Origin of the sequence: Novosphingobium sediminicola, from assembly GCF_014196525.1 — a bacterium.
GTDB classification, from domain to species: domain Bacteria; phylum Pseudomonadota; class Alphaproteobacteria; order Sphingomonadales; family Sphingomonadaceae; genus Novosphingobium; species Novosphingobium sediminicola.
The window spans coordinates 107,937-121,216 of record NZ_JACIDX010000003.1 but is presented as its reverse complement, the minus strand read 5'-3'; the positions used below and the strand labels follow the sequence as shown (position 1 = coordinate 121,216).

Annotated in this window: 11 protein-coding genes; 8 read left to right on the top strand and 3 right to left on the bottom strand. The window is 61.3% G+C overall.

Annotation, left to right across the window (positions count from 1 at the left end; genetic code table 11):
- A complete protein-coding gene (locus GGR38_RS04770) occupies positions 1–888 on the bottom strand; it encodes a tyrosine-protein phosphatase (protein ID WP_183623236.1) in 888 nt (295 codons plus the stop codon).
- Between the two features lie 20 nt (positions 889–908).
- A complete protein-coding gene (locus tag GGR38_RS04765; RefSeq protein WP_183623234.1) occupies positions 909–3,335 on the bottom strand; it encodes a TonB-dependent receptor in 2,427 nt (808 codons plus the stop codon).
- 185 nt (positions 3,336–3,520) lie between these two features.
- On the opposite strand from GGR38_RS04765, the gene GGR38_RS04760 reads away from it, so the two are divergent.
- The 8 genes from GGR38_RS04760 (at position 3,521) to GGR38_RS04725 (ending at position 11,847) form a co-directional block, all read left to right on the top strand.
- A complete protein-coding gene (locus GGR38_RS04760; RefSeq protein WP_183623232.1) occupies positions 3,521–4,828 on the top strand; it encodes a flavin-dependent oxidoreductase in 1,308 nt (435 codons plus the stop codon).
- Positions 4,812–5,267, top strand: coding sequence for a DUF3237 domain-containing protein (locus tag GGR38_RS04755; RefSeq protein ID WP_183623230.1), 456 nt, complete (start codon positions 4,812–4,814; stop codon positions 5,265–5,267). The genes GGR38_RS04760 and GGR38_RS04755 overlap by 17 nt, the downstream gene beginning before the upstream one ends.
- 39 nt (positions 5,268–5,306) lie before the next feature.
- Positions 5,307–5,546 (top strand): type II toxin-antitoxin system ParD family antitoxin, encoded by a 240-nt coding sequence (locus GGR38_RS04750; protein WP_183623228.1) that lies wholly within the window; start codon positions 5,307–5,309, stop codon positions 5,544–5,546.
- A complete protein-coding gene (locus tag GGR38_RS04745; RefSeq protein ID WP_183623226.1) occupies positions 5,546–5,872 on the top strand; it encodes a type II toxin-antitoxin system RelE/ParE family toxin in 327 nt (108 codons plus the stop codon). The genes GGR38_RS04750 and GGR38_RS04745 overlap by 1 nt, the downstream gene beginning before the upstream one ends.
- Positions 5,873–5,903: 31 nt before the next feature.
- Positions 5,904–6,530: a LysE family translocator gene (locus tag GGR38_RS04740; RefSeq protein WP_183623224.1), complete on the top strand. Its 627-nt coding sequence runs from the start codon at positions 5,904–5,906 to the stop codon at positions 6,528–6,530.
- Between the two features lie 61 nt (positions 6,531–6,591).
- Complete coding sequence (locus GGR38_RS04735) at positions 6,592–7,644, top strand: LacI family DNA-binding transcriptional regulator (protein ID WP_183623222.1); 1,053 nt, start codon at positions 6,592–6,594, stop codon at positions 7,642–7,644.
- Between the two features lie 142 nt (positions 7,645–7,786).
- A complete protein-coding gene (locus GGR38_RS04730; protein WP_183623219.1) occupies positions 7,787–10,063 on the top strand; it encodes a TonB-dependent receptor in 2,277 nt (758 codons plus the stop codon).
- Between the two features lie 74 nt (positions 10,064–10,137).
- A complete protein-coding gene (locus tag GGR38_RS04725; RefSeq protein ID WP_183623217.1) occupies positions 10,138–11,847 on the top strand; it encodes an arylsulfatase in 1,710 nt (569 codons plus the stop codon).
- A gap of 857 nt (positions 11,848–12,704) precedes the next feature.
- Here the strand turns inward: GGR38_RS04725 and GGR38_RS04720 are convergent.
- On the bottom strand, positions 12,705–12,980 hold the full coding sequence (locus GGR38_RS04720; RefSeq protein WP_172340324.1) for an HU family DNA-binding protein: 276 nt from the start codon (positions 12,978–12,980) through the stop codon (positions 12,705–12,707).
- Between the last annotated feature and the right edge of the window lie 300 nt (positions 12,981–13,280).

Here is a 13,280-nt window from a genome sequence, read left to right as displayed (position 1 = left end):
TTACCGGCGAGTCAGATAGAGGCCCCGCAGGCGCTGGATTTCCCCGGCGCCAAGGCCCAGTTCATCGCGCAGATAGCCCATCGCCCCGCCCTGATGCGCGTCGATCACGGCAAAGGCCGCCTCGATATAGGAGCGGTCCACGCCCACCAACAGCTTGAGCGCCTCAGGCGGCAGCGCGGCAAAGGGGCTGTTGGCCATCGCCTTGCCGCCCATCAGCTTAGCCGGGTCAAGCGTCTGGTTCGAGAGCATATAATCGGAAATCACCGTTTCACGCGGCACGCCAAGAGCCGTCAGGATCAGCGCCGCGCCGATGCCGGTGCGATCCTTGCCTGCCGAGCAGTTGAAGGCGAGCGGCGCATGGCCCGCCAGCAATTCGCCAAACATGCGGCGATACTGGCTGTTGAATTGCGTCAGCAGGCGCGGATAGGACGAGGCCATCGCGCCGCGCACCTGATCGGCGGTGAACTGGCGCGGGTCGCCCTTGGGCAGGAATTGCCCATTATCCATCCCATAATCATCGGCCAGCACGCGCGGGGTTCCCGCATGGGGCCAGTTCACCGGCTCTGCCTGACGCTCGGCGGTCGAGCGCAGATCGCAGACCACGCGAATGCCGCGCTTTTCCAGCGAGGCATAATCATCGGCGGTCAGCCCGGTCATCGAACCCGAACGATAGAGCAGGCCCCATTTGACCATCCGCCCATCGCCGGTACGATAACCGCCCAGATCGCGGAAATTGCGCCCGCCTTGCAAAGGCACCACGCGCGAGGGCGCGATACCCGCAGGGGCGGCAACAGGCGCGGCCTCAACGGGCCGCGCCTGCAACGCAGGATTGGAGGGAAAAGCCAGCGCCAAAGCGCCCAGCAAAGCGAAAGAAGCGCGGTGACGCATGGCCATTCCCTTCGTTTTCATCAGAACTTGACGTTGATTTCGCCGCCAAAGGTGCGCGGATCGTTGAAGAAACCGCTGACACCCGCCTGCGCGCTGCCCGATTTGTAGAACATGTGTTCTTCGTTAAACAGGTTGCGCGCCCAGATGGCGATGGTCACCTTGGCGCCGGTATTGGCCGCCTCGATGTCGGCCAGAGCGATACGGCCGTTGAACACCAGCCCTGCGTCGCCCTTGGGCTGAGCAAAGCGGACCGAACGGTTGACCGTGTCATAGTTTGAGTCGGTGTAATTGGCGTAATAGCCCGAGTCATAATTGCCATCGAGGTGGAAGCGCAGCTTCGTATCACCCGCGCCCAGCAGCATTTCATAATCGAGCGAGCCGCTGGCCGAATGTTCAGGGGTATAAACCTGATAGATCGGCACGGGAACGGTGATGAACACGCCGCCCGTCTGCGGGAACGGATTGACCGTGGCCGGGATCGACACATGGTTATAGGCATAGGATGCGCTGAGCGTCAGGCCCTTGACCGGGGCCAGCGTCAGCTCGGCCTCGACGCCCTTCATATGGCCGGTGCCGGGCGCATTGACGGTGTCGGTAGTGGTGCGGGTGGTCGCCACGCGCACGCCATTGACAACGTCTTCATACAAGCCGCTGAAATCGAGCTGGATGTTCTTGTAGCTGCCCGTGTAGGCGGCCACGTTGAAACGGGCGCGGTGGTCGAAAAATTCGGTCTTGGCGCCGATTTCGAACATCGAAACCGTTTCAGGATTGAACGAGCGGTAGGCCAGCGAGCGCGAATTGGCGCCGCCCGCGCGATAGCCGGTGCTCCACTTGCCATACAGATGCACATCGCGCGAGGCATCGACCGACAGGTTGACCAGCGGATCGACCCGCGACCACGAAGCGTTGAGCAGCACCGGCGCCTGTACGTTCACGCCATTGACCGGCACGATCGGCGCAGCGCCATTGACGAGGAACAGGCTGCCGTTCTTCTTGTCATTGGTCCAGCGTGCGCCGACCGTCAGATGGGCTGCATCGTTCATCACCGGGGGCGTATAGGTCGCCTGACCATAGACGCCGGTGCTGGTGGTTTTCACGTGGCTGGCGCGCTGGATCAGCTGCTTGCTGTAGTCCAGCGGCAGCACCGTATAGGCGCTGCCCGCCGCATCGGTGAACTGCACGGTGTTGAAAGCCTGCGCGCTGTCCTGCACGCGCTCGACATAATAGAGCGCGCCGGCCTGGTATTTCAGGCGGGGCAATTCGCCAACCGCCTGAATTTCCTGGCTGACCTGATTCTGGCGGAAGGGCGCGAGGCTGTAGCGGCCAAAGGCGAAATTGGCGAAGGTCGCGGTCGAGGTATAGCCCTGCTGCATCGAGGTGCTGGCCGAGCCATTGTCATACTGGGTCTGCGTCATGTCGCGATAGGCGCTGATCGAACGCAGGCTGAGATGGGGCGCGACCTGCCATTCCAGACCAAGGCGGAAGCCTTCGGCCTGACCCACGCTGGGCTGCTGCGGCACGCCGACGGCAGCCACCGAGGCGCGATGCGGCTCAAGCTTGAACAGCGCGGCGGTCAGGTTCGCCGGAACGGCGGCGCTGCCGCTGCTCGACGCGGGAAGGCCGGTGCCTGCCGAGATCTGCTGCTGATAGAGCGTGCTCGTCTCGTCATGCGAATTGTCATAGGACAGGTCGGCGGTGAAATTGGCGACGGGCTTCCACAGCGCCTCAACGTGGAAACCGCGCTTGTCATAGGAATTGAAGCCCATCTGGCCTTGCAGCGGGTTCTTCACGAAAGCATCGCGCTGCGCCTTCACCGCGTCGATCTTCAGCGAGATATTGGCGAATTCGGGCAGGTCGAGGTGGATCTCGGCCTTGTTGCTGCCATAGTTGCCGACCCCTGCGGTGGCGTTCATCTTCAGCTTGCCGCTGGGTTTCTTGGTCACGATATTGACCGCGCCGCCCTCGGTGTTGCGACCAAACAGGGTGCCCTGCGGACCCTTCAAAACTTCAATGTTTTCAACGTCAAACAGCGCGGTGCCCAGACCCTGCGCGCGGCCCTGATAAACGCCGTCAACATAGACCCCCACGCCCTGATCGCGCGCGGGCTGGTTCGAGTCCGAAAGCACGCCCACGCCGCGAATGTTGACGATCAGCGCGCCCGGCCGCGAAAAGAAAGGCGCAACCTTGAGGCTGGGGATCGCGCCATCGCCAAGATCCAGCAGCGAGGTGACATGGCGGTTTTCCAGCCCCGTGGCCGTCAGCACCGAGATCGAGATCGGCGTGGTCTGCAGGTCTTCCTTACGCTTTTGCGCGGTGACGGTGATCGTTTCCAGACCATCGGATTCCGCAGCGGCAACATCGGCCACAGGCGCGGTTTCGGCGTGCAGCGGGCAAGCGGCGACAATCGCGGCCAAAGCGCTGGCCGCGAGCAAACGTGAAGACAACATCGAACAAGACCCCCTTATGATTCGTAAGGCGCCTTTCGACGATGCGGATGACAGGGGTTGGTCAATTCCGTGACATTTCAATGTCACCCCGCAAATGTTTTGCTTTGATCGATGTGCTGCTTTACCGGCGCAGGAATGTTGCGGGCGATAGCACTATCGGCGCAAGTTTCGGATTTGAGGATGCAATGACACAAAATCGTGTTCTGATCGCCGGGGGCGGCATCGGCGGGCTGGCGCTGGCCTTGACGCTGCATCAGATTGGGGTGCCCTGCACCTTGTTTGAAAGCATCGCTGAATTGCGGCCCCTTGGCGTGGGCATCAATCTGCAACCCAATGCGGTGCGCGAACTGGCCGCGATGGGCATTGGCGAGGCCGAGATGGACGCCGTCGGCATCGCCGCCAAGGAATGGGCGCTGGTGGGCCTGAACGGCAAGGATATCTACAGCGAGCCGCGCGGCAAGAGCGCGGGCTATCACTGGCATCAATATGCGGTGCATCGCGGGCGTTTCCACCTGCTGCTCTATGCCCATGTGCTCGAACGGCTGGGACCGGACGCGGTGCGGTTGGGCCAGAAGGTGACGGGCTATACGCAGCAGGCCGATGGCAGCGTGGTGGCCCATGTCACGCTGAACGATGGAACGGTGGTGGATGAACATGGCGCGCTGCTGATCGGCGCGGATGGCATTCATTCCAGCGTGCGCGCTCAGATGCACCCCGATCAGCCGCCGATCCGCTGGGGCGGCACGCTGATGTGGCGCGGCACGGCGCGGGGCGTGCCGATCCGCACCGGTTCGTCCTTTGTCGGCCTCGGCACGCATCGTCACCGGGTGGTAATCTATCCGATTTCGGCGCCCGATGAAGATGGGCTGGCCGACATCAACTGGATCGCAGAACAGACCTATGACGCCACGCATGACTGGACCAAGACGGGGTGGTTCCGACCCTGTGAACTGGCTGATTTCGCGCATCATTTCGATGGTTTCGTCTATGATTGGCTCGATCTGCCCGCGCTGCTGGCGCGCTCGGATGTGGCCTATGAAAACCCGATGATCGACCGCGATCCGATCCCCACCTGGGTCGATGGGCCGGTGGCGCTGATCGGCGATGCGGCCCATCCGATGTATCCCACCGGATCGAATGGCGCGTCGCAAGCCATTGTCGATGCGCGAACCTTGGGCCGGTGCTTTATCGAGCATGGCGTCAATGCGCAGGCTCTGGCCGCGTTTGATGCAGAATTGTGCGGGCCGGTAGGGCAACTGGCCATGCGCAATCGCGGGGCCGGGCCGTTCGGCCTGCTCAATCTGGTCGATGAACGCTGCGGCGGCACGTTTGACAATATCGACGATGTGATTCCCGAGGCCGAGCGCAGGCAATTCATGCTGGCCTATCAGACCGCCGCCGGTTTTGCCCGCGATGCGCTGAACGCCGCGCCGCCGATCATTGCCGAGGGTGCGCGCGTAGAGGAAAGGCAGGGTCATGACACCGTTGCTTGAGCCGATATGCACGCTGGCCATCGACCTGACCCGCCCGCATGAGATGGGCGAGTGTCCGGGCGGCACGCGGCGGATCATCCCGATCGTGGGCGGCACGGCCAAAGGCGCGCGGATCAATGGCCGCATTCTGAACATCGGCGCCGATTGGCAAACCGTGCAGGCGGGTGGTCTAGCCCAGCTTGATGCGCGCTATGCCATTGAAACCGATGATGGCGCGGTGGTCGAGGTGATCTCGCAAGGCATCCGCCATATGGCTCCGGAAGTGGCCGAGCGCGCCGCCGGGGGCGAGGATGTGCCTTTTTCCGACTATTACATGCGCACCTTTATCCGGCTGGAAAGCGGGCATCCCGATTATGACTGGGTCAATCGCTCGCTGTTTCTGGCTACGGGCGGCAAGAGGGGCGCGTCGGTGCATCTGGAGATCTTCCGCATCGGGTGAGATCTTGCCAATTTTTGCCAAAGTTGGTATATCGGCGTCATGTCCACGATGAACATCTCGCTGCCCGACGCGCTCAAGGCCTTTGTTGATCAACAGGTCAGCAGCCGAGGCTATGGCACGAGCAGCGAATATGTCCGCGAATTGATCCGCAGGGATCAGGATGCGCAGGCCCTGCGCGCAATGCTGCTGGAGGGCGCACGTTCGCCCGCCGGTGCGCCCGCTGATGCCGGTTATTTTCAGAGCCTTCGCGAACGCGCGGCGCAGCGTAAACCCTCCTGATGCCTCCCCTCCCCGTGGTTCCCCGCGCCCGCGCGCTGGAAGATATTGAGCAGGCCGTCGATCATTATGCGCAGGAAGCGGGGCCCGACACCGCATACGCCTTCATCGACGCGCTCGAACAGGCCTATGGCTTCATCGCCGCCGCGCCCGGCGCAGGCTCGACCCGCTGGGCGCATGACCTGAACCTGCCCGGATTGCGGACGGTGCGGCTGAAGGGTTTTCCCTGGCTGGTTTTCTATATGGGCTTTGCCACGCATATTGATGTCTGGCGCGTGCTGCATGTCCGGCGCGACATGGCCGCATGGATGGATGACGAGAAGGATTGATCGCCGGGCCAACCGGCATTAGCCTTGCTCCATGGTCCATCTTCCGCTGTTTCTCGCCTTTGTCGCCGCCGCTGCCTTGCTGACCATCACGCCGGGTCTGGATACGGTAATGGTTCTGCGCACTGCCAGCGTCGAGGGGCGCAGACCGGCGGCAATGGCGGGGGCCGGAATCGCGGTGGGCTGCCTGATCTGGGGCGGGGCGGTGTCTCTGGGGCTGGGCGCGCTGCTTCAGGCTTCGCAAATGGCCTATACGGCGGTGAAGATGGCCGGGGCCGCCTATCTGCTCTGGCTGGGGGTCAAATTGCTGATCCATCCGCGCAAAGCCTTGGAAATGAACGCGGATGGCCCCCCGCAAAGCGAACAGGACGCCTTTCGCCGGGGCTTCCTGACCAATCTGCTCAATCCCAAGATGGGCGTGTTCTACATCACCTTCCTGCCGCAATTCGTGCCTGCGGGCGTGTCGGTGGCGGCCTATACTTTCTTTCTGGCCGGGGTGCATGTGCTGCTGGCCTTTATCTGGTTTGCGCTGCTGATCGCGGCGACAGTGCCGCTTTCGGGCTTTTTGCGTCGCCCCGGCGCGGTGCCGGTGCTCGACAGGCTGACGGGTGGCCTCTTCGTCGCCTTTGGCCTCAGACTGGCGACATCCACAAGCCGCTGAACCGGAAATTCCGCGCACCATCTTGTTCACCGCGCCAACATCCTGCACATAATGGCCGCCTATGTCCCGGCCCACCATCATCGACATCGCCAATCGCGCGGGCGTCTCATTCAAAACCGTTTCGCGGGTGCTCAACAAACACCCCAAGGTGGGCGAGGAATATCGCGTCAAAGTCGAACAGGCGATGGCCGAGCTGAACTTCAAGCCCAACCGTGCTGCGCAGCAATTGCGCGGTGGGCGCTCCTCGATTCTAGGCCTGATGGTCAGCAGCGGCGCGGAAATCCTCACGCTGGATGAAGGTAACCGCCTGCCCAGCTATATTGCTGATATCATCACCGGCATGTTGCAATCCTGCCAGGCGGCCGGTTTTCACCTCGTCACCGAGAATATCGACAACAGCAATGAGGCGGCGGGCAAGGCATGGCTGGCCGATTGCTTCGATGCGGTCAGTTTCGACGGGCTGCTGCTGATGCCTCCTCTGTGCGATACGGGGTGGTTACTCGATGAACTCGACGCGCGGCAGGTGCGCTACGCGCGGATGAACCCCGGCACGCAGTTGGGGCGCGGGCTGTGTCTGGTGATCGACAACCATTCGGCCGGGCGCGAAATCGGCGCCTATCTGCTGGATCAGGGACATCGGCGGTTGGGCTATATCACCGGGCCTTCATCGCATTTCGCGCATACCGGGCGGCTCGACGGATTGCGCGAGGCGATGGCGCAGGCGCCCGACGCGCAGTTGCAGGTCTGTCAGGGCGCCTTCACCTTCGCTTCGGGCCAGCGCGCCGGGGGCGAATTGCTCGATGGCCCCTCGCCTCCCAGTGCGATCTTTGCCGCCAATGACGAAATGGCCGCAGGCGTGCTGGCTGCTGCTTTCGAGCGGGGGCTCAATGTGCCGGGGCAATTGTCGATCTTCGGCTTTGGCGGCTTGCTGATCTCTCAATCAACATGGCCGCGCATTTCCACGGTCAGCCAGCCCACCATCACCATGGCGCGCATGGCCGCCGACACGCTGATCGCGGCGACGATGGAGGACCGGGAATTGGAGGGGCGGACCATTCCCATCGCCTATGAATTGAAGATTCGCCAGTCTGTGGCCCCGCTCGCCGCGCAATAATTCTGTTTCATCATCATCATATTTAGAATTTTCTCACCTCTCTTGACAGGCGAGCCTCGTTTGAGACAAGGTTGTCTCATTCAAGACAACCTTGTCATAACAGATTGTCGGGCCAAGGATGGCCACACATGAGGAGAGGGAAATGACGATAAGACCCCAGCTTTTGCTGGCCGGCGCCGTGTGCGCGATGGCCACGATGACGCAGGCTCATGCTCAAAGCGCCGAGCCCGCCCCCGGCGAAATCATCGTGACCGCGCAAAAGCGCGAACAGAATCTGCAAAACGTGCCCGTCTCGATCTCGGTGCTGAGCGGGGCCGCGCTGACCACCAACCGCGTGGCAGGGATCGAACAGCTCGCCCAGATCGCCCCTTCGGTCAATTTCACCAACAGCGCCAACACCCGCGGTCAGGGCGTTTCGGTGCGCGGCATCGGCACGCTCAATTTCTCGGACGGGGTGGAGCCTTCGGTTTCGACCGTGATCGACGGCGTGGTGATTGGCCGCTCGGCCGCCTCCTTCTTTGATTTCAGCGACATCAGCCGGGTCGAAGTGCTGCGCGGGCCGCAGGGCACTTTGTTCGGCAAAAACGCCAGCGCGGGCGCGATCAACCTCGTTACCGAAAAGCCCAGCCTGACGCACAACAGTGTGGATGGCACGATCAGCTATGGCACTTTCAACGATTTCCGCCTGAAGGGTTCGACCTCGCTGGTGCTCAAGGATGGCACGCTGGGTCTGCGCCTGTCGGGTTTCCGTTCGACCGCTGATGGCGTCATCACCAATCTGTATAACGGCCAAAACCTCAACAATATCAACACATGGGGCCTGCGCGGCAAGCTGCTGTGGGACATTGGCGAGAACACTTCGCTCTATATTATCGGCGATTATTCGGCCAATAACCGCCGATGCTGTGTTTCAACGATCCGCTCTATCCTCCCCGGCACCACCTATTACAACGGCCAGACCCGCGCCCAATTGACCGCCAATCAACAGCTCGGCCCGCTGAACCGCACGGTCAATGTCGATGGCGACACGTTCGGCAATCAGAGCGCAGGAGGCGTTTCGGCCGAATTCAACACCGAAATTCTCGGCCAGACGCTGACCAGCGTGACGGCCTATCGCGCCTTCAAGACCTTTGACAACAATGATGCCGATGGTGTGCAGGTCGATGTTTACAACGTCAACAATGCGCTCCAGCATCAAAAGCAATTCACGCAGGAAATCCGCATCACCTCGCCCGCCAAGCAGCGGCTTGAATATGTCTTGGGACTTTTCTATTTTTATCAAAATCTTGACACGGTAACTCAGGTCAAAGGCACCGGCTTTACCGCCCTCCCCGCTGGCCAATATCTGGGCAATCAGGTCGATCGTTCGATCCGCAACAACAATGGCGCCGCCTTTGGCCAGTTCACCTATCACCCCACCGATGCGCTCTCGCTGATCGGCGGTTTCCGCTATACGGCCGAAAACGCCACCGCCAATTTCGCGCGCAGCGTTCTGGCGGGCGCCAATGGTCCGGCCACCGGTCTTGGCGGGCCGGTCTATACCTCGCCCACGCTGCATTTCTCGAACACGGATTTCAGCTACAAGCTGGGCGCGGATTACAAAATCTCGCGCGATGTGATGGCCTATGCCACCTATACGCGCGGCTATAAGGGGCCGGCGGTCAATCTGCTCAACAATCTGACCTCGTCGATTGTGGATGCCGGGCAGGCGATCCTGAAACCGGAAATCGCGCGCAATCTGGAATTCGGCCTGCGCACCCAGATGCTGGACCGTAAGCTGACACTCAACGTCACCGGCTTCCACGAAACTTTCACCAATTTTCAGGCCCAGACCTTCAACGCCGCGCTCAGCACCTTCACGCTGGCCAATGCGGGCAAGTTGACCGCCAATGGCGTCGAGGTGGAAGCCATCGCGCGGGCAGCACCGGGGCTGAACCTGTCGGCCAACGTCGCCTATACCGACACCAAGGTCGAAGGTTTTGTGATCGCCTGCTATCCCGGCCAGACGCTGGCGCTGGGCTGCGCGGCCAACAGTACGCAGGACGTTTCGGGCCAGCCTTTGGCCAATGCGCCGAAATGGGCCTATACGCTTTCCGGCGACTATACCCATGAAATCAATGATAAAATGCGCGCCAAGGTCACGCTGTCCTATACCTATCGCTCCAATGTCTTTTTCGCCTATTCCGATCCGAACACCGTGCAGAAAGGCTATGGCCTGCTCAACGGATCGCTTGGTCTTGAGAGCGCCGACAAGCGCTATCGCCTGACGCTTTGGGCCAAGAACCTGACCAATCAGCATTTCGCCACCAGCATCGGCACCGGCTTTCGCGACACCTCCGCCACGGGCGCGGGCTATACGCAACTGCTGACTTCCGATGCCTTCCGCACTGTGGGCGTAGAGGCCGGTTTCCGCTTCTGACGCCTCCCCTCCTCCGGCGGGAAGGCCCCCTCTTCAAGCCTTCCCGTCGGAACCCCTGCTCCAAGGATGCCTTCATGCATATTTCCCGCAGACATTTCGTGGGGGGGCTGATGGCCGCCTCCGCGCTCAGTCAGGTTGCCGCAGCCAAAACCGGCAAACCGGTCCACCGCCCCAATATCATCACCATCGTTCTGGACGATGTGGGCTATTCCGATCTGGGCTGTTTCGGATCGGAAATCCGCACGCCGGCCATGGATTCCATCGCCCGGAGCGGTCTACGCTATGTCCGTTTCGACACCAAGGCAGTCTGCGCCGCCACCCGCGCCGCGCTTATGACCGGGCGCAACAGCCACAGCGTCAACATGCCCGATGTGCCCGATGTGGCGGGCGTGATGCGCGGCGATCCCGAGGCCGAGCGCCTCTATCGTATGCCGCAAAACGCCCAAACCGTGGCGCAGGCGCTGCACGATGGCGGCTATGCGACCTGGGCGATCGGCAAATGGCATCTGATCCCGATGGGCGATCTGCCCCCCGGCGCCTCGCGAGAACATTGGCCTTTGCAGCGCGGCTTTGACTATTTCTACGGCTTCCCGCGCGGCTGGACCGATCAATACAAGCCCGAACTGGTCGAAAATGACGGATATATCCATCCAGACCTGCCACAGGACTATCACCTCTCCGCAGATCTGGCCAATCGCGCCATTTCGCTGATCGAGCATCAGCCGCAAGGCAAACCCTTCTATCTCAACCTCGCCTTTGGCACAGCCCATGCCCCGCTTCAGGTGCCGCGCGAATGGTCGCGCCCTTATGACGCGCTCTACACCCAAGGCTGGGACGCGATCCGCAAGGCGCGCTATGAGCGGATGAAGAAAATGGGCATCATCCCGCAGGAAACCCTGCTTCCCCCGCGTGAGGCGCAGGATCGCGCATGGTCCAGCCTGTCGGATGACGAGCGTGAGGTTTTTGCCCGCTATATGGCGGTCTATGCCGGTTTCATCGAACATTGCGATCACCAGATCGGCCGGGTGCTGGATTCCCTGCGCCGCCTTGGGCAACTTGACAATACGCTGATCGTGCTGATTTCCGACAATGGCGCGGCGGCCGAAGCTGGACAGGAGGGCGAGTTCGACGGGCTCTATAAGCCCAATATGCTCACCCCCGCCCAGCAAAAGACGCGGATCGACGAACTGGGCACCGGCAAGACGCAGGCCGAATATCCACGTCCATGGGCCTATGCCGGAACCACCCCGCTGCGCCGCTACAAACTCTGGCCGTTTTCGGGCGGCACACGCACGCCGCTGATCGTGCATTGGCCCGCCATGGTGCGCGATCCGGGCCATATTCGGCGGCAATTCGTCGATGTGGTCGATATTGCCCCCACCCTGCTGGAGGCCGCAGGCGTCAGCTTTGCACCGCGCGTGGGCAATGTCGTGCAAATGCCGGTGGCGGGGCGCTCTTTCCTTGCCACGCTGGGCAATCCCGGAGCACCAGGGCGGCAGGTGCAATATTTCGAATTACGCGGCAATCGGGCGATCACCAACGGGCCATGGCGGGCGCTGGCGATCCACAATTGCGGCGCGCCCTACACTCAGGACAAGTGGCAGCTCTACAATATCGATCAGGACTTTTCCGAAAGCACCGATCTGGCCGCCCGCCATCCCGATATTGTGCGCAAAATGGCCACGCTATGGGACAGCGAATGGCAACGCCATGTCGGGCGTCCCCTGTCCCAGCCTGTACCCTTTACCTGCGCGCCGCACGATCAGTTCGACCGCGCCCATTAGCATACGTGGCGCCGGCATGTTTGAAGCATGTCGGCGCTGCTTCTGTGCCGGCTTTGGCATCATCGCCGCGCCCTGACTGCTCTTTTCGCTGTCCTTCGGCGTAGCTTCCGGCCGCCCCCAAGCGGTCAGGATAGCGCCCCTCTTGCCCAAAACAGACATAGACATTGCCTTTTACCACGGAGCGAAACAGGCGCCGGGGTTTGTCAGCGTGTGCGTCACACTTGGGCCAGTCCTCTTCGTTGAAGATATAGAAGATATATAAGCCGCAGATCAACGATGGCGATTATTCAAGCGCGCCGATGCCTGATCCTGTCGCCGGAGCGCCGGGTCATCTTTCATGCGAGACATGTCGCGCTTTCTTCTCCCCTCGGCCTGCCGCGCACCCGAAAGTGTTGCGACAGGACCGGGCAAAAGTTGGCAAGAAACCGTCGATCGATGAGGCTGCCCTGTTCATGGCACCAATCACGCGGTGGCTCACGCGAAAGCACAGATGCCCCTGAACCGACATCTTCTGGTGAACTGACGCAGGGCGATCTGGATATTGGTGCGGGCCAACGAAGATGTGAAGAGCCAAAGCTGGCTTTCCTTCCGATCGCGCCCCTCTGCCCGTTAAGCCGTGTAGCAGCATCGCAAGCGGAGCATGAAATTTTGCCAGCTTTGCGCTTCCGCCCACGCGCATAGGCCTGCGCAGCAGTGGAGCCCCTGTTCGAGCTGGTTCAAATCGATCTGGAAGTTTCTCGGTCCTGCAGGCGCCGGTAGCGCGCGGTCCGATATGTAGGCCCTTTTTAAAAAGGACGAGTCACACGCGGGGGCGTCAAGCGCAGGGGAGCCGCAGCCCCCCTGCGCTCTCAGAGTCTTTAGCCGTTCAGCTTGTCCTTGACCGCCTTGGCAGCGGTGAAGCCCAGCTTCTTGGAAGCGGCGATCTGAATGGTATCGCCGGTGGCCGGATTGCGGCCTTCGCGGGCCGGGCTTTCCTTGACCTTGAACTTGCCAAAGCCGTTGAGCGAAACTTCTTCGCCTTCCGCAGCAGCATCGGCGATGGCGGCGAAAACAGCATCCACATACTTGCGCGCGTCAGCTTTGGTGATGCCCTGCGAGGCAGCCAGCTTGTCGGCGAGATCGCTATTGTTCATGGTTTCAGTCCTTCAAGTGAAATGGATGGCCTCTGCTAATGCGTGTTGCCGCCGGGATCTATCGGAGATTTGGGGTTTTTGGGGCTATTTGCCCGATGCATCCACAGTTTTGCGCTCATTTGAAGCGAAATCGGGTCTTTGCGACAGGCTATCAGGTCGGGGCTCTTTGCTCCTAAGGTTGAAGTATCCAGCACCTGCGGCGTTCCGTCCGAAATTGCAGCCCTGCAATTTTTCCGTAAATTTCCGCCATTCTATTGAAAATAAACATTTTTACTAACGCACGGCGCCGCTTTTGCGGTG

Excerpts from the sequence above, each read along its gene's own strand:
- GGR38_RS04770 (WP_183623236.1), bottom strand. The coding sequence starts at position 888 with ATGCGTCACCGCGCTTCTTTCGCTTTGCTGGGCGCTTTGGCGCTGGCT.
- GGR38_RS04765 (WP_183623234.1), bottom strand. The coding sequence starts at position 3,335 with ATGTTGTCTTCACGTTTGCTCGCGGCCAGCGCTTTGGCCGCGATTGTC.
- GGR38_RS04760 (WP_183623232.1), top strand. The coding sequence starts at position 3,521 with ATGACACAAAATCGTGTTCTGATCGCCGGGGGCGGCATCGGCGGGCTG.
- GGR38_RS04755 (WP_183623230.1), top strand. The coding sequence starts at position 4,812 with ATGACACCGTTGCTTGAGCCGATATGCACGCTGGCCATCGACCTGACC.
- GGR38_RS04750 (WP_183623228.1), top strand. The coding sequence starts at position 5,307 with ATGTCCACGATGAACATCTCGCTGCCCGACGCGCTCAAGGCCTTTGTT.
- GGR38_RS04745 (WP_183623226.1), top strand. The coding sequence starts at position 5,546 with ATGCCTCCCCTCCCCGTGGTTCCCCGCGCCCGCGCGCTGGAAGATATT.
- GGR38_RS04740 (WP_183623224.1), top strand. The coding sequence starts at position 5,904 with ATGGTCCATCTTCCGCTGTTTCTCGCCTTTGTCGCCGCCGCTGCCTTG.
- GGR38_RS04735 (WP_183623222.1), top strand. The coding sequence starts at position 6,592 with ATGTCCCGGCCCACCATCATCGACATCGCCAATCGCGCGGGCGTCTCA.
- GGR38_RS04730 (WP_183623219.1), top strand. The coding sequence starts at position 7,787 with ATGACGATAAGACCCCAGCTTTTGCTGGCCGGCGCCGTGTGCGCGATG.
- GGR38_RS04725 (WP_183623217.1), top strand. The coding sequence starts at position 10,138 with ATGCATATTTCCCGCAGACATTTCGTGGGGGGGCTGATGGCCGCCTCC.
- GGR38_RS04720 (WP_172340324.1), bottom strand. The coding sequence starts at position 12,980 with ATGAACAATAGCGATCTCGCCGACAAGCTGGCTGCCTCGCAGGGCATC.